19 protein-coding genes and 1 pseudogene are annotated in these 20,653 nt (G+C 71.4%); 17 read left to right on the top strand and 3 right to left on the bottom strand.

Annotated features, from left to right (window positions below):
• Positions 1-17: 17 nt before the first annotated feature.
• Positions 18-530, bottom strand: coding sequence for a cytochrome b/b6 domain-containing protein (locus tag CEK68_RS20065; RefSeq protein WP_043092009.1), 513 nt, complete (start codon positions 528-530; stop codon positions 18-20).
• A 276-nt stretch (positions 531-806) separates the two neighbouring features.
• Between CEK68_RS20065 and CEK68_RS20070 the strand changes: the two genes are divergently transcribed.
• From CEK68_RS20070 to CEK68_RS20140, 15 genes are all read left to right on the top strand, one after another.
• Positions 807-1,223, top strand: coding sequence for an FdtA/QdtA family cupin domain-containing protein (locus tag CEK68_RS20070; protein WP_150409103.1), 417 nt, complete (start codon positions 807-809; stop codon positions 1,221-1,223).
• Positions 1,224-1,227: 4 nt separating this feature from the next.
• A complete protein-coding gene (locus tag CEK68_RS20075; RefSeq protein ID WP_152240440.1) occupies positions 1,228-1,893 on the top strand; it encodes an acetyltransferase in 666 nt (221 codons plus the stop codon).
• A 5-nt stretch (positions 1,894-1,898) separates the two neighbouring features.
• Positions 1,899-2,858 carry a hypothetical protein gene (locus CEK68_RS20080; RefSeq protein WP_152240441.1) on the top strand — a complete coding sequence of 320 codons (960 nt, stop codon included), beginning with the start codon at positions 1,899-1,901 and terminating at the stop codon, positions 2,856-2,858.
• Complete coding sequence (locus CEK68_RS20085) at positions 2,845-3,780, top strand: GNAT family N-acetyltransferase (RefSeq protein WP_152240442.1); 936 nt, start codon at positions 2,845-2,847, stop codon at positions 3,778-3,780. The genes CEK68_RS20080 and CEK68_RS20085 overlap by 14 nt, the downstream gene beginning before the upstream one ends.
• On the top strand, positions 3,777-4,907 hold the full coding sequence (locus CEK68_RS20090) for a DegT/DnrJ/EryC1/StrS family aminotransferase (protein WP_152240443.1): 1,131 nt from the start codon (positions 3,777-3,779) through the stop codon (positions 4,905-4,907). The genes CEK68_RS20085 and CEK68_RS20090 overlap by 4 nt, the downstream gene beginning before the upstream one ends.
• Positions 4,904-6,157 (top strand): O-antigen translocase, encoded by a 1,254-nt coding sequence (locus CEK68_RS20095; RefSeq protein WP_152240444.1) that lies wholly within the window; start codon positions 4,904-4,906, stop codon positions 6,155-6,157. Before CEK68_RS20090 ends, CEK68_RS20095 begins: the two co-directional genes overlap by 4 nt.
• Positions 6,157-7,098, top strand: a complete 942-nt coding sequence (locus CEK68_RS20100; RefSeq protein ID WP_152240445.1) for a glycosyltransferase — start codon at positions 6,157-6,159, stop codon at positions 7,096-7,098. The genes CEK68_RS20095 and CEK68_RS20100 overlap by 1 nt, the downstream gene beginning before the upstream one ends.
• Complete coding sequence (locus tag CEK68_RS20105; RefSeq protein ID WP_043092016.1) at positions 7,095-8,261, top strand: hypothetical protein; 1,167 nt, start codon at positions 7,095-7,097, stop codon at positions 8,259-8,261. Before CEK68_RS20100 ends, CEK68_RS20105 begins: the two co-directional genes overlap by 4 nt.
• Before the next feature lie 11 nt (positions 8,262-8,272).
• A complete protein-coding gene (locus CEK68_RS20110) occupies positions 8,273-9,121 on the top strand; it encodes a Wzz/FepE/Etk N-terminal domain-containing protein (RefSeq protein WP_152240446.1) in 849 nt (282 codons plus the stop codon).
• A gap of 108 nt (positions 9,122-9,229) precedes the next feature.
• On the top strand, positions 9,230-10,078 hold the full coding sequence (locus CEK68_RS20115; RefSeq protein WP_152240447.1) for a class I SAM-dependent methyltransferase: 849 nt from the start codon (positions 9,230-9,232) through the stop codon (positions 10,076-10,078).
• Positions 10,079-10,080: 2 nt separating this feature from the next.
• A complete protein-coding gene (locus CEK68_RS20120; RefSeq protein WP_152240448.1) occupies positions 10,081-11,313 on the top strand; it encodes an amidohydrolase family protein in 1,233 nt (410 codons plus the stop codon).
• The gene (locus CEK68_RS20125; RefSeq protein WP_152240449.1) at positions 11,310-12,005 is read left to right on the top strand and encodes a methyltransferase domain-containing protein; all 696 of its coding nucleotides are present in this window, start codon (positions 11,310-11,312) and stop codon (positions 12,003-12,005) included. Before CEK68_RS20120 ends, CEK68_RS20125 begins: the two co-directional genes overlap by 4 nt.
• Before the next feature lie 23 nt (positions 12,006-12,028).
• Complete coding sequence (locus CEK68_RS20130) at positions 12,029-13,540, top strand: radical SAM protein (protein ID WP_152240454.1); 1,512 nt, start codon at positions 12,029-12,031, stop codon at positions 13,538-13,540.
• Positions 13,541-13,542: 2 nt separating this feature from the next.
• The gene (locus tag CEK68_RS20135) at positions 13,543-14,691 is read left to right on the top strand and encodes a glycosyltransferase family 4 protein (RefSeq protein ID WP_193314264.1); all 1,149 of its coding nucleotides are present in this window, start codon (positions 13,543-13,545) and stop codon (positions 14,689-14,691) included.
• Positions 14,688-15,824, top strand: a complete 1,137-nt coding sequence (locus tag CEK68_RS20140) for a glycosyltransferase family 4 protein (protein ID WP_152240450.1) — start codon at positions 14,688-14,690, stop codon at positions 15,822-15,824. Before CEK68_RS20135 ends, CEK68_RS20140 begins: the two co-directional genes overlap by 4 nt.
• 154 nt (positions 15,825-15,978) lie before the next feature.
• Here CEK68_RS20140 and CEK68_RS20145 read toward each other — a convergent pair whose 3' ends face one another.
• Positions 15,979-17,262 carry a nucleotidyltransferase family protein gene (locus CEK68_RS20145; protein ID WP_152240451.1) on the bottom strand — a complete coding sequence of 428 codons (1,284 nt, stop codon included), beginning with the start codon at positions 17,260-17,262 and terminating at the stop codon, positions 15,979-15,981.
• Complete coding sequence (locus tag CEK68_RS20150; RefSeq protein WP_152240452.1) at positions 17,259-18,767, bottom strand: radical SAM protein; 1,509 nt, start codon at positions 18,765-18,767, stop codon at positions 17,259-17,261. Before CEK68_RS20150 ends, CEK68_RS20145 begins: the two co-directional genes overlap by 4 nt.
• A gap of 185 nt (positions 18,768-18,952) precedes the next feature.
• Between CEK68_RS20150 and CEK68_RS21110 the strand changes: the two genes are divergently transcribed.
• Together CEK68_RS21110 and CEK68_RS20160 are read left to right on the top strand one after the other, a co-directional pair.
• Positions 18,953-20,014 (top strand): serine kinase, encoded by a 1,062-nt coding sequence (locus CEK68_RS21110; RefSeq protein WP_193314265.1) that lies wholly within the window; start codon positions 18,953-18,955, stop codon positions 20,012-20,014.
• A gap of 99 nt (positions 20,015-20,113) precedes the next feature.
• A pseudogene (locus tag CEK68_RS20160) lies at positions 20,114-20,653 on the top strand (ABC transporter ATP-binding protein); the annotation flags it as partial.

Genomic DNA, 20,653 nt, shown 5'->3' on the forward strand with positions numbered 1-20,653 from the left:
GGGGAGGGAGACGCGGTTCAGCGGCGGCGCAGGAACGGCAGCATCCGTTGCAGCACCGCGTCGCGGCGGACGAGGTGGTGCCACAGCGCCGCGCCGATGTGCAGCAGGATCAGGCCGAGCAGCAGCCAGGCCGCGTCCACGTGCCAGGCGCCCAGGGTGTCGGCGAGATCGGGATCGGGCGCGACCAGCTCCGGCAGCGTCGCGCCGAACAGATGCACCGGTTTGCCCATCGATTGGCTCAGCGCCCAGCCCAGCACCGGCAGGGTCAGCAGCAGCGCGTACATCACCACGTGGGTGGCGCCGGCCAGCAGGCGCATCAGCGCCGAACCGGCCTCCGGGTCGTGGCGCTTGCCCAGGCGCATCCGCAGCACCACGCGCAGGCAGAACAGGCCCAGCACGAACAGGCCGAAGTGGCGGTGGCCTTCCAGCAGCCACTGCCGCCACATGCGGCCTTCGACCTCTTCGCGCAGCAGGATCAGCCCCGCCGCCAGCACCAGGCACAGCACGGTGAGCCAGTGCAGCCACACCATCGGCCGCGGCAAGGCGGCCGGCGCGGCGGCAGGGGACACAGGTGGTTTCGGAGCGGCCGGCGTGGGCGAGGTCATGGCGGTACGCGGTGTCCTTGGGGCAACGAAGTGGGGCGCAGCCCGATGCCGGCGGGGCATCGCGGCAGCGGTGGTCGTCGATGGGTGCCGGCGCTGCGGCGAAAGGTTGCGTCGCGCGTCGCGTCGGCCTCGCGCAACCTTTCCGCAGACCCGTGGCACTCAGCCTGGACACTCCGATGTGGAGCCCGGTCGGGCACTCTGATGGCAATCGAACGAATCCAGTTGCGGACGCACGGCGATGCGCGCGGGCAGCTCGTGGCGCTGGAACAACAGCGCGACGTGCCTTTCGACATCCGCCGTGTGTACTACCTGTTCGCCACCCGCAACGGCGTGCACCGCGGCCAGCATGCGCACCGCCATCTCAACCAGTTGGCGGTGGCGCTGCACGGTTCGGTGTCGTTCCTGCTCGACGACGGCAATGGCCCGATGCAAGTGGTGCTGGACGATCCGCGGCAGGGCCTGCTGCTCGGCAGCATGGTCTGGCGCGATCTCTACGACTTCAGCGAGGACTGCGTGCTGATGGTGCTCGCCGACCAGGCCTACGATCCCACCGACTACATCTTCGACTACGACGAGTTCCTGCGCGAAGCCGCGGGCCTGCGCCGGCAGGAGGCCTGAAGCCATGGCACGTCCCCTGGTCATCGTCGGCGCCGGCGAACTGGCGCAGATCGCCTGCGAATACTTCACCCACGACAGCGACTACGCCGTACTGGCCTTCAGCGTAGAGCGCGACTACCTGTCCACGCCGACCCTGGCCGGCCTGCCGGTGGTGGCCTACGAGGAACTCGAGCAACGCTATCCGCCGTCGCAGGTGGAGGTGTTCGTGGCGATTCCCGCCAGCGGCCTCAACCGGTTGCGCACGCGCTTCTACCTGGACGCCAAGCGCCGCGGCTACCGCATGGCCAGCTACGTCAGTTCGCACGCCTTCGTCTGGCGCAACGTGGAACTGGGCGAGCACTGCTTCGTGTTCGAGCACAACGTGCTGCAGCCGTTCACCCGCATCGGCGCCAACTGCATCCTGTGGAGCGGCAACCACGTCGGCCACCGCACGGTGATCCATGACCACGTGTTCGTGGCCTCGCATGCGGTGATTTCCGGCTACTGCGAGATCGGCGCGGGCAGCTTCGTCGGGGTCAACGCCACGCTGAGCGATCGGGTCAAGGTGGCCGCCGACAACGTGATCGGCGCCGGCGCGCTGCTGACCCGCGACACCGAGCCGGGACGCATCTACGTCGGTGCGCCGGCGCGGGCGGTGGCCGGCAAATCCAGCTTCGACGTGGACCTGTGAGGCACATGTTCGCCTGGCACAAACGCGGTCTTGTCTTCGACACCGCACGCGATGGCGTCGGCGGCTGGATGCGGCATTCGGCGCTGACGCCGACGCCACTGCGGCTGGACGCCGAGCGTCTGCGCATCTACGCCGGCTTTCGCGACGACGCCGGTGCCAGCCGCATCGGCTACGTCGACGTGCGCGCCGACGATCCGACCCGGGTGCTGGGCGTCAGCGCAGCCCCCGTACTGGACATCGGCCGCGACGGCTGTTTCGACGACAACGGCATGATCCTCGGCGACGTGGTGCACGGGCCGGATGGTCTCTACATGTTCTACGTCGGCTTCCAGCAGGTGGCGAAGGCCAAGTTCCTGGCCTTCACCGGCCTGGCGGTGTCCACCGACGGCGGCGACACGTTCCAGCGCCGCCAGGACACGCCGCTGCTGGACCGCGCGCCGGGCCGCAGCACCATCGCCGCGGTGCATTCGGCGCGCTATCGCGCTGGCCGCTGGCAGCTCTGGTACGCGGTGGGCGACGACTGGGAATGGCTCGGCGGCACGCCGTATCCGCGCTACCACATCCGCTGCGTGGAGACCGACGACCTGCAGGCGGTCCCGCGGCAGGACACCGTCTGCCTGCAACCGCAAGGCGACGAATACCGTATCGGCCGCCCGCGGGTGTACCGATGCGATGGCCGCTACCTGATGCTGTTCACCCACGGCAGCCGCGGCGGCGCCTATCTGCCCGGCATGGCGGTCAGCGACGACGGCCGCCACTGGCAGCGCTGCGACGCGGCGCTGGGCCTGCCGCTGTCGGCCGATGGCTGGGATGCACGCACGCTGTGCTATCCGGCACTGATCCGCCATGATGAGCGGCTGTTGCTGTTCTACAACGGCAACGACATGGGCCGCGACGGCTTCGGCGTGGCCGAGGCGGTGCTGCCCGCTGGCACCGTCTGGGAGGATGACGATGCTGTCGGTTAGGGCCTACACCGCGGCCGACGCACCGCTGTGGGATGCCGTGGTGGAGGCCTCGCGCAACGGCAATCTACTGCACCGGCGCGGCTACATGGACTACCACGCGGCGCGCTTCGTCGATGCCTCCTTGCTGGTCGAGGACGCCGGCACGCCGGTGGCGGTGTTCCCGGCCAACCGCGACGGCGATGTGGTGACCAGCCATGCCGGACTCAGCTATGCCGGTCTGGTGTCGATCCACGCGCTGCGCGCGACGGCGACGCTGGAAGTGTTCGAGCGCATCGCGGCGCATTACCGCGACGCCGGCGTGCGCACGCTGCTGTACAAGGCGGTGCCGCATCTGTTCCACCGCAGTCCGGCAGAAGAGGACCTGTACGCGCTGCATCGGTTCGGTGCGCGTCTTGACCGTCGCGACCTGTCCTCGGCGGTGCCGCTGCGCGTGCCGCCGCGCTTCGCCGCCGCACGCAAGCGCTCGGTGGCCAAGGCGCGCCGCGCCGGGCTGCACGTGCAGCGTGTGGACGACCCGGCGCCGCTGCATGCGCTGCTGGACGAGGTCCTGCAACGCCACGACGCGCGTCCGACCCACAGCCTGGACGAACTGCGCCTGCTGTGCGCGCGCTTCCCGGCGCAGATCGTGCCGTATGAAGTCCGCGACGGCGGCGACCTGCTGGCCGGCACGCTGGTGTACGACTTCGGCCACGTCGTCCACACCCAATACCTGGCCTGCTCGGAGCAAGGCCGCCGCGCCGATGCGCTGAGCCTGCTGCTGGCCGAGCTGATCGAGCAGGTCTACGCGCAGCGCGATTTCCTCAGCCTGGGCATTTCCACCGAGCAGCAGGGCCAGGTGCTCAATGCCGGCCTGGTCGAGCAGAAGGAGCGCTTCGGCGCGCGCGCGGTGGTTCACGATTTCTACCGTTGGGAGTTGCAATGAGCCTGCCGCCGGCCAGCGTGCCGTTCCTGGATCTGCGGGCAAGCAATGCACGCTATGCCGATGAGCTCAAGGCCGCAGCGGCACGGGTGATCGATTCGGGCTGGTATGTGCTCGGCGAGGAGCTGGAGGCATTCGAGCGCGAGTTCGCCACCTACTGCGGCACCGCTCACGCCATCGGCGTCGGCAACGGCATGGACGCGCTGACCCTGATCCTGCGCGGCTACCGTGCGCTGGGTCGGCTGCACGAAGGCGACGAGGTGCTGGTGCCGGGCAACACCTTCATCGCCAGCTTCCTGGCGATCAGCGAGAACCGGCTGCGGCCAGTGCCGCTGGAGCCGGAGGCGGCCAGCTTCAATCTGGATCCGGCGCAGGTGGAGCGGGCGATCGGCCCGCGCACCAGGGCGATCCTGGCGGTGCACCTGTATGGGCAGCTGGCCGACATGGCCGCACTGCGTGCCATCGCCGAGCGCCATGGGGTGCTGCTGCTTGAGGACGCGGCGCAGGCGCATGGCGCGCGCCGCGACGGCCGCCATGCGGGCAGCTTCGGCGACGCCGCCGGCTTCAGCTTCTTCCCCGGCAAGAACCTGGGCGCGTTGGGCGACGGCGGCGCCGTGACCACCGACGACGCCGAACTTGCGGCGCAGCTCCGCGTGCTGCGCAACTACGGCTCGGACATCAAGTACCGGCATCTGGTGCAGGGCGTGAACTCGCGCCTGGACGAGCTGCAGGCGGCGCTGTTGCGGGTCAAGCTGCGCCACCTGGATGCCGAGATCGCCGCACGCCGCGCGATCGCCCTGCGCTATCTCGACGGCATCGCGCATCCGCAGATCGCCGTGCCGCAGGTGGCCGACCCGGCGGCGCATGCGTGGCACCTGTTCGTGGTGCGCTGCGCGCAACGCGACGCGCTGCAACGGCATCTGCAGGCCCAGGGCGTGCACTGCCTGGTGCATTACCCGACGCCGCCCCATCGGCAGCCGGCCTATCCGGAACTGACCACCCTGCAGTTGCCGCTGTGCGAGCGCTTGGGCGCCGAGGTGTTGAGCCTGCCGATCGGCCCGACGCTGGACGCTGCGGCGGTGGCGCAGGTGATCGATGCCTGCCAGCGTTTCGGGGGTGTGGCGGCATGAACGTGCTGCGCAGCGGCGTGTACAGCGGCGTGGCCACCGCGGCCAAGCTGCTGTCCGCGTTGCTGGTGCTGAAGCTGGTGGCGGTGTACGCCGGCCCGGCCGGGGTCGCCCGGCTCGGCCAGTTCACCAGCCTGATGTCGGTGCTGGCGGTGGTGGCCGGCGGCGGCATCGGCGCCGGCGTGGTCAAGTACGTGGCCGAGTACCGCGATGATACGGCTGCGCTGAACCGATTGCTCGGCAGCGCACTGGGCTACGCCTGCGCCGCCGCGATCGCGATGGGCGTGGCCGCGCTGCTGTGCAGCCGCCTGATCGCCGAGCGCCTGCTCGGCGACGCGCAGTACCAGCCGCTGATTTGCGTGCTGGCGGTGGCGCAGCTCGGCATTGCGCTGGCCAACTACATCCTGGCGGTGGTCAACGGCTTCATGGACGTGCGCCGGCTGGCCTTCGTCCAGGTCAGCGGCGCGGTGCTGAGCGTGCTGCTGGTGGCCGCGCTGGCGCACGGCATGGGCCTGTCCGGGGCGCTGCTGGGCCTGGTGCTGGGGCAGGTGGCCTGGCTGTGCGCCGGCGTCCCGGCGCTGCGACGCAGCCCGTACTTTCGTCGCGAGATGCTGCGCATCCGTTTCGACCCGGCGATGGTGCGGCGATTGGCCGGCTTCTCGGTCATGACCCTGGCCTCGGCGCTGCTGCCGCTGCTGGTCAACATCGGCGTGCGCGATCATCTGGCTGGCCAGTTCGGCTGGCAGCAGGTCGGTTATTGGCAGGCGGTGAGCCGCGTGTCCGATGCCTATCTGCTGTTCTTCACCACCGCCATCAACGTCTACTACCTGCCCAAGCTGGCGGCGTTGCATACGCGGCAGGCGCTGTGGCAGGAACTGCGCGGTGCCTACCGCTACGTGCTGCCGGCGGTGCTCCTCGCCGCGGCGGCGGTGTACCTGTGCCGCGACTGGATCACCCGGCTGCTGTTCTCGGCCGATTTCGCCGCCGCGCTGCCGCTGTACGCGCCGCAGCTGCTCGGCGACGTGCTCAAGATCGCCTCCTTCGTGCTGTCCTACCTGATGCTGGCCAAGGCGATGACGCGGCTGTTCGTGCTCTCCGAATGCCTGTTCGCCGCCAGCTACCTCGGCCTGGTGGTGCTGTTCACCGAGCGCATGGGCCTGATCGGCGCGGTCTACGCGTTCGCCTGCAACTACGCGCTGTACCTGGCGTTCAACATGCTGGTGGTGCGCCGCTACCTGCGAGGACTAGGCTGATGGACGCAACGTATACCCCGACGACGCTGCCGCTGGTGTCGGTGCTGATTCCGGCCTACAACCACGCGCGCTTCGTGCAGCGCTGCCTGGACAGCGTGCTGGAAGACCCGTACCCGAACAAGGAACTGGTGATCGTCGACGACGGCTCCAGCGACGGCACCGCCGAGCGCATCGCCGAGTGGATCGCGCAGCACGGCGACAGATTGCACGTGCGCTTCTGGCCGCGCGAGAACCTCGGCATCGCCGCCACGCTCAACCACCTGGTAGCGATGGCGCGCGGCGAGTTCCTGCGCCTGGGGGCCAGCGACGATTACCTGCTGCCCGGCGGGCTGGGCGTACAGGTGGCCTACCTGGGCGCGCATCCGCACAAGGCCGCGGTGATCGGCGACGCCATCGTGGTCGACACCCAGGGCCGCACCGTGCACCAGAGCAGCATGCGCGACCTGCACGGCGTCGACAAACGCCTGTACCTGAGCGAGGCCGGCATCCGCCGCGCGGTGATCCGGCACTGGGCGGTGAGCGGGGCGGTGGCGCTGGTCCGGCGCAGCGCGCTGCAGCCGGGCGCCGAATGGGACGAGGGCCTGCGCATCGAGGACTGGGACTTCTTCCTGCGCCTGGTCGCGCGCGACGCGCTCGGTTTCCTGGACGTGGCGGTCTGCGCCTACCGCGTGCACGACCACAACGCCAGCCGCACCCGGCACCTGCCCAGCCGCCTGGCCAACCTGGCCGAGTCGCGGCAGGTGGCGTTGCGCCGCGCGCGCTTGTTCGATCCGGCCTGCCGCACCCTGCTGCACGCGCAGGCGCACTACATCGCCGCGAAGATCGCGTTCCTGCGGCGCAGCCCACTGGCGCTGGGCGGACACCTGCTGGCGCATGCGTGGCTGTCGCTGTTGGCGCGGCTGCGCCAGGGCGGCCAACCGACGCTGGCCCAGCGCGGATGAGCCGCCTGCTGCGCCTGCCGTCGGCGTATTTCGGCCTGCCGCTGCTGCTGAGCTGCGCGCTGACCCTGCTCACCTTCGACCTGCCGCCGGGCTATCTTGCCGGCATCGCACTGCTGGCCGCCGTGGCGCTGGCGACGCTGGGCCTGGATGCGCTGCTCGGCATCCGCCTGCCGCCGCTGGCGGCGTTCCGGTCGCGCGAGTACGCCGGCACGCGCGAGGCCTTCGTCGCGCTCGGCCTGGCCGCGGCGGTGGGGCTGTTCTGCCTGCTGGACCTGCTGCTGTTCCCGATCCCGTTGCTGCACAACCCCTCCGCCTACGCCGACCTGAGCCCGCTGCAAGCGCACGTGCGGCATGTGTCGAACATGTGCTGGATCCTGCCGCCGATCGGCCTGCTGTGCGTGCGCGAGCGCAGCGTGCGCAACGCGCTGCTGCTGGCTGGCTTCGCGTTCCCGGTGTTGGTGATCGACCGCAACCGCCTGTTCGCGGCAGTGTTCAGCGTCGGCCTGTTGCTGTTGCTGCGCCGCGACCCGGCGCGGCCGTTGCCGTGGAAACGGGTACTGGCGCTGCTGTGCGCCGGCGCCGCCGCGTTCTCGCTGTTGGGCACGCTGCGTTCCGGCTCGCTGGATTCGGTGGCGCTGCCGTTCGGCGCGCTGTACCGGGCCGCGCCGCAGGGCATCAAGTGGCTGCTGCTGTACATCGGCGCCGGCCCGTACAACTTCGGCGCGCTGCTCAGCAAGGGCTACGCCAACGCCAGTTTCCTGATCAACCAACTGGTGCCGCTCAGCGGTTCCATTGCCACCGCCGGGACCGGCATCCCGCTGGATGCGCCGAACATCAATGTCGGCACCGAGTTCCTGCCGTTCCTGCTGGCCGGCGGTCCCGGTGCCGCGCTGGCGGCGATGCTGGCGCTGTACGCGGCGCTGCTGTGGAGCGTGCGCCTGCTCGGACGCGGCGTGGCGCTGTTCAACCTGCTGGTGTTCCTGCGCATCGCCTACGCCTGCGTGATGTCGCCGTTCGCGCCGCAGGCGTTCACCTGGACCAATGCCGGCTTCGTCGCGCTGTGCCTGCTGCTGCACGCCTGCAGCGCATTGCTGCCGAACCGCCGCGCGCCCGCCGCGGACGCGGCCCTGCCTTCCGTTTCCCCGAGATCCCCGCTGCCATGACCGACACCGCCATGCCCCAAGACGAAATCTACCTGCTCGACCTGTGGCGGATACTGCGGCGCGAATGGCGCTGGTGCCTGCTGCCGCTGCTGCTGGCATTGGCGCTGGCGGCGCTGTTCCTGCACGGCGCGACTCGCCAGTGGCAAGCGACCGCCTGGGTGCAGGTCGGCGAATTCGGCCCGACCCCGTCCGGGCGCGACCCCAAGCTGGAGCCGTTCCAGCGGGTGATCGACCGGATCAAGACCCGGCAGTTCCAGGAACAGGTGCTGCACAGCGCCGGCGTGGCCCTGGACAGCCGCCAGGCCGCGCTGTACCGCGACAGCCTGAAGCTGGACCCCGACCCGTACGCCAACCTGATCCAGTTGACCCTGCGCGCGCAATCGCCGCAGCAGGCGCGACAACTGGCCACGGCCACCATCGCACAACTACAGGCGCTGCACCGGCGCATCCAGGCCGGCCCGCTGCAGCAGGCCACTGCGCGGCTGCAGGAGCTGGCCGCGGACATCGCCGCCACCCAGACCGAGCGCGACCGCCTGCTGCAGCAGCAACGCGAAGGCCGCGGCAGCGTCGAGCAGCAATTGCTCGGCAACATGCTGCTGTCGGAGAAGACCACCACGCTGCGCGGCCTCAAAGCCGAGCGCGAGGATCTGCTCGGCCGCCTCGGCACGCGCTACACCTACGACACCTCGGCACCCTGGGAGACCTACGTGCCGCCGCGCGCGGCGTTTCCCAACCCGGTGCTGGTGCTGGCGGCGGCGCTGCTGGCCGGGCTCGGCGGCGGCGTGCTGGCCGCGGTGGCGCGCAATGCGCTGCGCCGGCGCCATGTCCGGCGGGCAGGGGCGAGCGTCGCCGCCGCGTAACAGCAATTCGCCGATTCAACCAAACGCCGCTGCCGCCGCACCTACCTGCAGTACCGCGCGCTCGATGCGCGCGGATTCCGACAAGGGCAGGGCAGTGGAGAGGTGCAGGTGACAGCGAATGGCAAGGCGGGTGCAACGGCGCACACGACCACTCTGGACCCGGTGCGGTTGCTGGACACGCAGCGCGCCTTCGACAGCGTGGCCGCCGATTACGACGGCCCGCGCGGCAACAACGCGCTGATCCAGCGCATGCGCACCACCCTGTGGGATACCGTGGCGACGCAGTTGCCGGTCGGCTCGCGGCTGGTCGATCTGGGCTGCGGCACCGGCCTGGATGCGCACGCCTTCGCCCAGCGCGGCTACCGCGTGCTGGCCACCGACTGGTCGCCGCAGATGGTGGAGCGCACCCGCGCCCGCGCGCAGGATCCGAGTCTGCGCGGCCGGCTCAGCGTGGCCCATGTCGGCATCCAGCAACTGGATCTGCTCGACGGCGAGTTCGACGGCATGTACTCCAACTTCGGCCCGCTCAACTGCGCGCCGGATCTGCCCGACGTCGCGCGCCACTGCGCACGGCTGCTGCGCCGCGACGGGCGCCTGGTGTTCTCGGTGATCGGTCGCCTGTGCCCGTGGGAGCTGGGCCACTACCTGCTGCGCGGCCGCGTTCGCCGTGCCGCCGTCCGCGCCGCACGTGGCGCCACCGCCGTGGGCATGAACGGGCACACGATCTGGACCTGGTACTACTTCCCACGCGAGTTCTACCGCGCGTTCGCGCCGCATTTCGCGCTGGAGTCGTACCGCGCGCTCAGCCTGTGCCTGCCGCCGCCGTACCTGGTCGACCACTACCAGCGCCATCCGCGTCTGGGCGAGGCGCTCGGCCGCCTCGACGACCGCGTCGGCGGCTGGCCGCTGCTGCGCGACATGGGCGATCACTTCCTGATCGTGCTACGCAAGCGCTGAGCATGGCCGCGTCTGCCGCCCCCATCGACCTCTGCCTGGAGGGTGCGCGCGTCGCGCACGCCTGTGGGGCGGTGCACGCGCCGCTGGCGCTGCGCGCCGGCCGCATCGCCGCGGCGGCCACGCCGGCCGCGCTGCGCATCGATCTGCACGGGCAGTTGGTGCTGCCCGGCTTGATCAACGCCCACGAGCATCTGCACGTCAATGCGGTGCCGCCGCTGCCGCAGGCTGCGCCGTTCGCCAACAGCTATGCCTGGATCGACGCCTTCGCCGCGCATTTCCGCACGCCGGCGGTGACCGCCGCGCTGGCCCTGCCCAAGTCGCTGCGGCTGCGCCATGGCGGGTTGAAGAACCTGCTGGCCGGGGTGACCTGCGTGGCCCACCACGACCCCTGGCATGCCGCGCTGGAGGCGGCCGACTTCCCGGTGGCGCTGCTGCGCGAGTTCGGCTGGAGCTACACCTTGCACGGCCCCGACTACGGACCGCCGCTGGCACAGAGCTTCGCCGCGGCGTCCGCCGCCGGCTGGCCGTGGATGATCCACCTGGCCGAAGGTACCGACGCGGTGGCCGCCAGCGAACTCGCCGAGCTGGAGCGGCGTGGCTATCTGGCGGACAGCACGGTGCTGATCCACGGCGTGGGCCTGGGCGCGGACGACGTCACCCGCGTGCTCGCCTGCGGCGCGGCGGTGGTGTGGTGCCCGAGCAGCAACCTGACCCTGCTCGGACGCACCCTCGATCCGCAGCGCCTGAGCGCGGCCGGGCGCCTGGCGCTGGGCAGCGATGCGCGGGTCAGCGGCGGCCGCGACTTGCTCGAGGATCTGCGCCTGGCTGCCACCCACGGCCTGGACGCGACCCAGGCACTGCGCCTGGCCACGACCGCCGCGGCCGACATCCTGCGCATGCCGGATCGCGGGCATCTGGCGCCGGGCGCACACGCCGACCTGCTGATCGTCGCCGACCGTGGCGGGACGCCTGCCAACAGCCTGGTCGGGCTGCCGCGCAGCGCATTGCGCGCGGTCGTGCGCGACGGGCGGCCGCGGATCGCCGATCCCGATTTCGCCCCATGGTTCGCTGCCGCGGGCGTGGGCACGGTGCCGGTGACGCTGGACGGCGTCCCCAAGCTGCTGGCCGCGGAGCTGGCCGACCCGACGCTGCTCGCGCTGGAGCCGGGCCTGGAACTTCACGTTGCACCGCCGCGTTCACGCCTGACCCAGTTGTCGCAGGCATGCCCGGCATGAGCGCCGTCACGACCCTCGATCCGCTGACCGCCTATGCGCTGTGGGCGGACAGCTACCCGGCGCAGGCGCACAACCCGGTGATGCAGGCCGAGCAGCGCGCCATGCTGGCCTTGCTGCCGCCGTCGTTGTACGGCCAGCACGTGCTCGATGCCGGCTGCGGCAGCGGCCGCTACCTGCTGCATGCGCTGCAGCGTGGCGCCGGCAACGTCACCGGCGTGGACCTGTCGCCGCAGATGCTGGCACGCGCCGCGCAGGAACTGGGCGACGTCGATACCGGCCGCTACGCGCTGCACGAAGGCAGCCTGGAGGCCTTGCCGCTGGCCGACGCCAGCGCCGACCTGAGCCTGTGCGCGCTGGCGTTGGGGCACCTGCCGCAGCTGCCGCCGGCCCTGGCGGAACTGCGCCGCGTCACCCGTCCCGGCGGCTGGGTGCTGTGCAGCGACGTGCACCCGATCGGCCCCGCGCTCGGCTGGCGCCGCGACTTCAAGGCCGGCGGCCAGCGCTACGCGGTGCGCCACACCCAGCACCTGTACAGCCACTGGCACACCGCCTGCGCCGCGCTCGGGCTGGCCATCGACGCGGTCAGCGAACCGATGCTCGACCCGGCCGACATCCCCGCCGGCGCCCATTTCGATCCCGCTGCATTGCAGGTGCCGGTGGCCCTGGTGCTGCGCCTGCGGCGCCTGCCGTGACCTCCGTCCTGCGTCCGTACCGTATGTCCTCCACATCGAACACGCTGCTGGTCAATCCCACCATCACCAAGCCGTCCAGCGCCCGTTTTCCGCTGTCGCTGCTGAACCTGGCGGCGGCGCTGGATCGCACTGGCGACAGCCGCATCATCGACGGCAATGTCGACCGCGACTTCATCGACCGCAGCCTGCAGGCGCTGCAGCAGCAGCGCTTCGATGCGGTCGGCATCAGCGTGATGGGCGGGCCGCAACTGGCGCCGTCGATCGCACTGTCGCAGGCCATCCGTGCGCGCTTCCCGGCGCTGCCGATCGTCTGGGGCGGCTATTTTCCCACGCTGTATCCGGACACCGCGCTGGCCGCGCCGTACGTGGACTACGCGATCCGCGCGCAGGGCGAGGACACCTTGCCGGAACTGCTGGCCGCCTTGCGCGGCGAGGGGCCGACGCTGGCGCAGGTCGACGGGCTGTCCTGGAAGCACGACGGCGCCGTGGTGCACAACCGCAACCGCGCGTTCCAGCGCGGCGACGCGCTGCCATCGCTGCCGTACGAGAAGCTCGGCGAACCGCGCCGCTATCTCGGCCGCACCTTCCTCGGCCGCCGCACCGCCTCCCACCAGGCCGCGCTGGGCTGCCGTTTCCGCTGCACCTTCTGCGGGGTGGCGGCGATGTTCGGCGGCGCCACCGCCTTGCCGACCGCGGCCCGCCTGGAGCGCGAGCTGGGCTATCTGAAATACGGCCTGGGCGCGGACTCGATCCAGTTCTTCGATCACAACTTCTTCGATCGCGAAGCCGACATGATCCCGCTGCTGGAGGTGATGGCGAAGCTGGAACTGCCGTGGTGGTGCTACGCCCGCGCCGACGCGCTGCTCAACCTGTCCGAGAGCACCTGGAAACTGGTGCGCAAGAGCCGCCTGCGCATGGCCTACATCGGCGCCGAGTCGCCGAGCGGGGCGATGCTCAAGGAGATCCGCAAGGGCACGCGCCCGGACCAGACCCTGGAAGTGGCCGAACTGTGCCGGCGCAACGGGGTGATCCCGGAGCTGTCGTTCATGGTCGCGCCGCCACAGGACAGCGAGCGCGAGACCGAGCAGACCTTCGAGTTCATCCGCGAGCTGAAGCGGATCAACCCGCAGTCGGAAATCATCGTCTACGTGTACACGCCGCTGCCGGACAGCAGCCGCCACGAGAAGGACCGCGGCCGCCGCGCCGGCACGCCCTTGCTCGACCGCGACGGCGTGCCGGTGCAGTTCCCGCGCACACCGGAGGAATGGGCCCAGCCGCAGTGGGTGGACTACGCCTGCCACGCCGATGCGCCCTGGCTCACCGATGCGCTGCGCCAGCGCATCCGCGATTTCGTCACCGTGCTCGGCTGCCGCTATCCCACCGCGCAGGACCAGCGCTCGCCGCGCTGGGCCAAGCGCGGCCTCAGCGCGCTGGCCGCGTGGCGCTACCGCTACCGGCGCTACGACCGGCCATGGGAACTGAACCTGGCCAACCGGCTGGTGCGCCTGCACCGGCCGCAGGTGTCCGGGATCTGAGCATGGCCGGCAACGTCGACCGCGCCGTGCATGCCGTGCAACTCAACTTCGTGCCGTTGCCGGACGGGGTGACGCCGGAGCAGGCCTTCGCGCTGTGGCCGTCGCTGGCCGACATCGCCGAGGCGGTGGCCAGCGCCGGCACCCGCGTTTCGGTGATCCAGGCCGCCGCGGTCGATGCGCACCTGCAGCGCAACGGCGTGAACTATCACTTCGTGCGCCGTGCCGAGAGCGGGCGCCGGCGCCATCTGCGCCGCATCGCCGCGCTGCTGGCCGAGCTGGAGGCCGACGTGGTGCACGTGCACGGCCTGCAGTTCGCGCGCGAGGCGGCGACGCTGGCGCGCTGGCGGCCGTCGCGGCCGATCCTGCTGCAGGACCACGCCAACCGTCCGCCGCGCTGGTGGCGGCGGCCGCAGTGGCGGCGCTGGTACGCCACCGCCGCCGGCATCGCCTTCACCTCGCTGGAGCTGGCGCGCGGTTTCGTCGGCGCCGGACTGTTCGCCGGATCCACGCGCCTGTTCGCCATTCCCGAATCCAGTTGCCGCTTCACTCCCGGCGAGCGCGATCAGGCGCGCCGCGACAGCGGGCTGCATGGCGCGCCCTGCGTGCTGTGGGTCGGCCATCTGAGCGAGGGCAAGGATCCGCTCACCGTGCTCGACGGCGTGGCCCGCGCCAGCGAGCAACTGAGCGGGCTGCAGCTGTTCTGCGCGTTCGGCGATGCGCCGCTGCTGCCGGTGGTGCAACAGCGCATCCAGGCCGATCCGCGGCTGGTCGGCCGCGTGCACCTGCTGGGCCGGGTGGAGCACGCGCAGATCCAGACCCTGATGCGCGCGGCCGACCTGTTCGTGTCCGGCAGCCTGGGCGAGAGCTGCGGCTACGCGGCGCTGGAGGCCTATGCCTGCGGCACGGTGCCGGTGTTGACCGACATCCCGGCGTTCCGTGCGCTCAGCGACGGCGGCCGGGTCGGCGCGCTGTGGCCCTGCGGCGACGCCGAACGCCTGGCCACCGCGCTGCTGCAGGCCTCGCGCGACGGGCCGTCGCGGGCGCTGGTGCGCGCGCATTTCGATGCGCAGCTGTCGTTCGCGGCAGTCGGCCGGCGCTGGGCGCGCGCCTATGCGCAGTTGCTCGGTGCCACGTCGCGGAGTGCGGCATGAAGCTGGCGCTGGTGGTACCGGGCGGCGTCGACCGCAGCGGCGAGTACCGGGTGATTCCGGCCTTCCTGAGCCTGATCGAGCGGCTGGCGCGCGTGCATGAATTACACGTCTTCGTGCTGCACCAGGAACCGCTGCCGGCGCAATGGGACCTGTTGGGCGCGCGGATCCACAACATCGGCGCGGCGCGTACGCGCTGGCGGGCGATCGCCGCGATCCGCGCCGAGCACCGCCGCGCGCCGTTCGACGTGGTGCAGTCGCTGTTTTCCGGCCACTGCAGCCTGATCGCGGTGGCGGCAGCGCGCTGGCTGCGGCGACCGAGCCTGGTGCACATCGCCGGCGGCGAACTGGTCGCACTGCATGCGATCGGCTACGGCGGCCGGCGCAAATGGCAGGGGCGGCTGCGCGAGGCGCTGGTGTTGCGCCTGGCGAGTGCGGTGACCGCCGCCAGCGCGCCCATCCTCGACAGCTTGCGGGCGTTGGGCATCGCCGCCGAACGCGTGCCGCTGGGCGTGGACCTGCGCGCCTGGCCGCCGCGCCCGCCGCGCCCGCGCGGGGAGGGCCCGGCGCGGCTGCTGCACGTGGCCAGCCTCAATCCGGTGAAGGACCAGACGACCCTGTTGCGCGCACTCGCTGCGCTGGCCCGCGCCGGGGTCGACTTCCGCATCGACCTGGTCGGCGTGGACACCCTCGACGGCGCGATGCAGCACCTGGTCGCCACGCTGGGCTTGAGCGCGCGCGTGCGCTTCCTCGGCTTCAAGACCCAGCGCGACCTGCGGCCGCTGGTGGAGGCGGCGGATCTGCTGGTGCTGTCGTCGCAGCACGAGGCCGGGCCGCTGGTGTTGCTGGAAGCAGCGGTGGCCGGGGTGCCGACCGTGGGCACCGCGGTCGGGCATCTGCAGGAGTGGGCGCCGTCGGCGGCGCTGGCGGTGCCCGTGGGCGACTGGGCCGGGCTGGCCGATGCGCTGCGCCAGGTACTCAGCGACGACGACCTGCGCCTGCGCCTGGCCTGGGCGGCGCAATGCCGGGCCGTGCGCGAGGACGCCGACTGCAGCGTGCGCGGCTTCACCGCGCTGTACCAGCGCCTGTGCGCACCGCGCAGCACCGATGAGCGGCGCGCGGCGCAGAACGGTTGACGCGCAGCGCGGCGTGCCGGCGCTTCGCCTTTAAGGCGGCCTCGTGTCTTTTCGTGGCATCGGCTTCAGCCGCGACGTGCGCCGCCACAACGGCTGTCGCGGCTGAAGCCGCTCCTGCGACGGTCGTTTACTGCGCGCTCTAGGAGGGCGCGCGTCACTCCGACGACGGCGCATAGCCCTGCAGCGCGGTGCGCACCGCGTACAGCGTGTCCATGCGCGGCACCGGACGCAGCAGGCGCTGCAGCACGCGGCGGCGCTGCGGCAGGCGCACCCAGTCCTGGCCCTGCAACCACAGTTGGGTACGAATCATCTCGGCGCGTTCCTGGCGGCTTTCCGCCGAGGGCTGCAGGCGCTGGCGCAGATAGTCCAGCACCTCGCCGCCCGAACGCGCCCATTCGATGCCCGGTAGCGCCGGCAGCCACAGTTGCGAGCACGACGCCGCGGTCAGGTCCAATCCGCGCGCGCGCAGCCGCAACAGCGGCGGACACTGCGCGCGTAGTTGCTTGAGCACCGCCGACGGAATCGCCGCGCGGTAGTAGCGCAACATCAGCCGCAGCGGCGGCCATGCCCACCATGCGTCGGTGCCGGTCAGCATCTGCCAGTCGCTGGCGCGCATGCGCGGAGCGAGCAAGGCCAGGTCGTGCAGGTGCATCAGCCGCAGGCTGCGGCTGCACAGTCCGCCGGCCGCGTGCAGCAGCAGGTGGCGCATCAGCGCGCCGTTGCTGGGGTAGGGATTCAGGCCGGGCCTGCCGTCGCGCGGCAGGAGTTGCGTGCCGAGGTCGACCGTGCGCAGCGGCAGGCGTTCCTGGATGCGCACGTGCAGTTCGATGTTGATCGGCGTGTCGCGGTGCTCGCCCAGGCCACCCACCGCCTGCGCCTGCGCCGGACGGAAGGTCTGGTGCTTCCACTGCGCGAACTCGGCCACGTAGCCCAGCGCGGCGAGCAAAGTCGCGGCACGCTCGGCGTCCTCGGGGCGCACCAGCAGGTCGATGTCGGCCATCGGCCGGTCGCCCGGCCGATACAGGCCTTGCCCATGCAGCGCCGCGCCTTTCAGCGGCACGATCGCCAGGCCGGCGGTCTGCGCCAGGGCGTCGATTCGCTGCAGCAACGTGGCGATGCGTTGGTAGCGCTGCGCCACGTGCTCGCGTTGCCCCTCCAGGAACGCGCGCCACGGCCGGTCCGGCCATTGCGAGCGCTGGCTCAGCAGTGGCGCCACGCCGTGCGCGACCGCCGCCGCTGCGGCCAGTTGCCAGTGCAGGCCGCTCCAGTCCGGCATCGGCGCACCGGGGCGTGCCAGCTCATGCGCCAGGGTTTCGGTGGCCAGGCGCAGGCCACGGCCGATGCGCCGCAGCGGCAGGTGTGCCGGCGTCGCCGCGGCTGCCGCTGTCGGCAGGTCGGCCGCCACGGTCGGAGACGAGGGCGTCGCCAGGTCGCTCATGAGCGCTGCACCAGCGGGATGCGGCGGCTGCCGCCGGCGGCGACCGCCTTGGCCGCCGGCGCTGGCGGCGCATCGGTCCGATGCTCGGCTTCGCGCGCGATCAGCGCTGCCCAGTCGGCGTCCAGCGCCGCCCAGTCCTGCGCGTGCGTCGGCGCCGGGCGCGCATCCTCGCGGCATTGCAGGTCCACCTGCCGGTGCAGCAGATCGCGTACCTGGCGGTAGAACGCCGAGTCGTAGGCGCCACGGAACATCATCGCCAGGTCGTCGCTGTCCTGCCAATGGGTCTTGCGCCCGAGCTGGTCCTTGACCTGTTGGTAGAACACGGTGCCGGGCAGGGGATAGGACACGCTGACGCCGATGTCGTCCGGGCGCGCCTGCGCCACCAGCCGGCGCGTGGCGAGGATGTCGTCGAGTTGCTCGTCCAGGTAGCCCAGCTGCAGGAAGAAGCCGACGCGGATGCCCTGCGCGCCCAGCCGCTGGCGCGCGGCGATCACGCCGTCCACGTCGGTGCCCTTGGTCATCTTGTCGAGGATGCGCTGGCTTCCGCTCTCCGCGCCGATCCAGGCCTCGCGGCAGCCGGCCCGCGCCAGGGCGGCGGTCATGCGCTCGCTGCACAGGTCGGCACGGGTCTGGATGGTGAAGGGCACCGCGCCGTCGGCGGCGGCCAGCGCATCGGCGAAGTCCTCCACCCAGTCCACGTGGAAGCCGAAGATGTCGTCGGCCATCCACACATGGTCGGGCGCGAAGCTGCGCTTGAGCTGCGTCATCTCCGCGGCCACGTCCTGCGCCTCGCGGCGCTTGTAGTGATTGCCCCAGATCGGCTTGGCGCACCAGTTGCAGCGGAACGGGCAGCCGCGCGAGGCGGCCATGTTCAGACTGAAATGGCCGTGTCGCTGCTGCCAGAACGCGCGGTAGCGCGGGATATCCAGCAGGTCCCAGGCCGCCGTCACCGACAGCCGCGGATCCGGCGGCCGCGCGCCGATCTGCGCGCGCTTGAGTTGCGGCAGCACCGCGCTGGCCACCTCGGCGAGGCCGGCCACCCAGCGCGCCGGGTCGATGTCCGGTTCCGCCTGCAGGCGCGCCACCAGGTCCAGCAAGGCCGCGATGCCTTCGCCGATCAGCACCGCGTCGGCACCGGCCGCAAGGAACGCCTCCGGATGGTCAGAGGCGTCGGAGCCGGCGACGAGTACCCGGCTGCCGCCGGCGCGCGCCTCGGCGATCATCCGGCACGCGGCCTCGCGCATCCGGCTCAGGCACATCTTGGTGAGGAAGTTGAAGTTGTCCTCGTAGAACACCACCAGGTCCGGCCGCTGCGTGCGGACGGCGTGGTCGTAGTCCTCCACGCCCTCGGCCAGCATCGCGTCGAACAGCGTCACCTGGTGTCCGTGCTGACGCAGCAGTGCCGCCACCTGCAGCGTGGCCAGCGGCGGGTACGGCTTGCCGCGTTCCCATTGCTTGGGGTCGTAGCGCAGGAAGTAGGAGTGGCTGACCTGGATCTTGAGCATCGGCGAAAGGTCTCGTTCGGCGCCGTGGGGGAGGGGCGCATGCAGCGATGGCCGCGCGCAGGTGGCCGTGGCGGTAGGTGCCGTGGCTGCGCCGTTTGGTTGCGCGAAACACCGACATGACCCCACGCAACCTTTGGCCGCGGCAGGCGCACCCACGCTGCATCCACCCAAGCGACTCTTCTCCGATGCAGCGATCGACCGTGCGTGTTCTGGACGTGGCAACAAGCGACCACGCCACGCCAGTCGTCGCAGCGAGCGGTGCCTGCGATCCGTTCCACACCCAGCTGCGGCGCCCCCACACCCTCAGCAAGCAGCTGCTGGGTGGACGCTTCCACTTCGAGAGCAACAGTCCGGCGCTGCTGGCCTTGGTGGAAGCGGCATTCGGCGCGGTGCCGGCGCATCGCCTGCCGGAGAGCGCCGCGTTCCGCATCGAACTGACTCTGGTGGACCGCGGCGACGCGCCCTACGCGCTGGCAATGGAGCCGCCGCCGGTGCAGACCCATTCCGGCGCCGGCGTCCTGAGTGGCGTGATCGATGCGCACAACTACGTCGTGCTGGTGCCCGAGCAGCGCAGGGCGCTGGTGGTGGTGTCCGAGGACATGCTCGCGCACGCCTACCACGTGCGTTACGAACTGATCGAGTTCGCCGTGTTCGTGCTTGCCGCGCACGGCATGCGCCTGGTGCCGCTGCATGGCGCCTGCGTCGGCCGCGACGGCCGCGGCGTGCTGCTGCTTGGGGGCAGCGGCGCCGGCAAGTCGACCCTGGCGCTGCACAGCCTGCTGCGTGGGCTGGAGTTCCTTGCCGAGGACGCGCTGTTCGTCGCCCCGCACTACCTGCTCGCCACCGGCATCGGCAACTTCCTGCATCTGCGGCCGGAACTGTTGCACCTGCTCGATCCGCAGACCCGCGCCTGGATCGCCGCGGCGCCGATGATCCGCCGCCGCAGCGGCGCGCTGAAGCACGAGGTGGACATCCGCCAGGGCGAGGGGCGCCTGGCACAGGCACCGTTGCGGCTGGCCGCGGCCGTGTTCGTCTCGTCCACCATGGCCGCCGATCCGCAGCGGCTGCTGCAGCCGATGCCCGACGCGGACGTGGCGGCACGGCTGGCCGCGGACCAGCCCTACGCCGCGGGCCAGCCGCACTGGCCGTTGTTCGCGCGCCAGTTGCAGCGGCTCGGCGTGTACGAACTGCAGCGCGGCACGCATCCGGAGGCCTCGGTCGATGCGGTGCAGACACTGTTGGCCTGATCTCGTGCAAGACGTGACGGTGCCGGCGACGCGCATCGCCGACGCAGGGGAGTGCGGATGGCGCACCGCGTCGATGGTCCGCCCCAAGGACACCCACCGATGAGCACACGCCCGCAACCGGCATCGCACTTGCTGCGCGCCTTCGTCGCCGTGCTCGGCCGCGGCGAACGCCTGCGCATTGCCGGGTACGTGCTGCTGTCGCTGCTCGGCGCGCTGGCCGGCGCGCTGGCGGCGGTCGCGCTGGTGCCGCTGGTGCAACCCGGCCATGTGCTGACCCTGGCCGGCCACGCCTTGCCGTTGCCGACCGGCTTCCTCGCGCAGACCCTGCTGTTCGTTGCCGCCAGCAGCGGCTTCGCCCTGCTGCGTTGGTGGGGCACACGACTGGCCGCGGACCTGGCCAGCCGCCACGCGCTGGACCTGCGCCGGCAGGTGCATGCGCGCCTGCTGCAGGCGCCGCTGCCGGCCCTGGCCGATGCCAGCTCGGCGGAAATCGCCAACCTGCTCACCTACAACGTCGAGATCGTGGTGCAGGGCTTCAGCGCGCTGCTGCAACTGCTGGTGGCGGCGATCACCGCGGCGGTGAGCCTGGCCGCGGCGTTCCTGGTCTCGCCCATGCTGGTGCTGGCACTGCCGCCGCTG

The organism is Xanthomonas sp. LMG 12461, from assembly GCF_009192935.1.
Lineage (GTDB): Bacteria > Pseudomonadota > Gammaproteobacteria > Xanthomonadales > Xanthomonadaceae > Xanthomonas_A > Xanthomonas_A sontii.

Bases quoted from the DNA above. Each gene is read 5' to 3' on its own strand.
- CEK68_RS20065 (WP_043092009.1), bottom strand. From the start codon at position 530: ATGGTGTGGCTGCACTGGCTCACCGTGCTGTGCCTGGTGCTGGCGGCG.
- CEK68_RS20070 (WP_150409103.1), top strand. From the start codon at position 807: ATGGCAATCGAACGAATCCAGTTGCGGACGCACGGCGATGCGCGCGGG.
- CEK68_RS20075 (WP_152240440.1), top strand. From the start codon at position 1,228: ATGGCACGTCCCCTGGTCATCGTCGGCGCCGGCGAACTGGCGCAGATC.
- CEK68_RS20080 (WP_152240441.1), top strand. From the start codon at position 1,899: ATGTTCGCCTGGCACAAACGCGGTCTTGTCTTCGACACCGCACGCGAT.
- CEK68_RS20085 (WP_152240442.1), top strand. From the start codon at position 2,845: ATGCTGTCGGTTAGGGCCTACACCGCGGCCGACGCACCGCTGTGGGAT.
- CEK68_RS20090 (WP_152240443.1), top strand. From the start codon at position 3,777: ATGAGCCTGCCGCCGGCCAGCGTGCCGTTCCTGGATCTGCGGGCAAGC.
- CEK68_RS20095 (WP_152240444.1), top strand. From the start codon at position 4,904: ATGAACGTGCTGCGCAGCGGCGTGTACAGCGGCGTGGCCACCGCGGCC.
- CEK68_RS20100 (WP_152240445.1), top strand. From the start codon at position 6,157: ATGGACGCAACGTATACCCCGACGACGCTGCCGCTGGTGTCGGTGCTG.
- CEK68_RS20105 (WP_043092016.1), top strand. From the start codon at position 7,095: ATGAGCCGCCTGCTGCGCCTGCCGTCGGCGTATTTCGGCCTGCCGCTG.
- CEK68_RS20110 (WP_152240446.1), top strand. From the start codon at position 8,273: ATGCCCCAAGACGAAATCTACCTGCTCGACCTGTGGCGGATACTGCGG.
- CEK68_RS20120 (WP_152240448.1), top strand. From the start codon at position 10,081: ATGGCCGCGTCTGCCGCCCCCATCGACCTCTGCCTGGAGGGTGCGCGC.
- CEK68_RS20125 (WP_152240449.1), top strand. From the start codon at position 11,310: ATGAGCGCCGTCACGACCCTCGATCCGCTGACCGCCTATGCGCTGTGG.
- CEK68_RS20130 (WP_152240454.1), top strand. From the start codon at position 12,029: ATGTCCTCCACATCGAACACGCTGCTGGTCAATCCCACCATCACCAAG.
- CEK68_RS20135 (WP_193314264.1), top strand. From the start codon at position 13,543: ATGGCCGGCAACGTCGACCGCGCCGTGCATGCCGTGCAACTCAACTTC.
- CEK68_RS20140 (WP_152240450.1), top strand. From the start codon at position 14,688: ATGAAGCTGGCGCTGGTGGTACCGGGCGGCGTCGACCGCAGCGGCGAG.
- CEK68_RS20145 (WP_152240451.1), bottom strand. From the start codon at position 17,262: ATGAGCGACCTGGCGACGCCCTCGTCTCCGACCGTGGCGGCCGACCTG.
- CEK68_RS20150 (WP_152240452.1), bottom strand. From the start codon at position 18,767: ATGCTCAAGATCCAGGTCAGCCACTCCTACTTCCTGCGCTACGACCCC.
- CEK68_RS21110 (WP_193314265.1), top strand. From the start codon at position 18,953: ATGCAGCGATCGACCGTGCGTGTTCTGGACGTGGCAACAAGCGACCAC.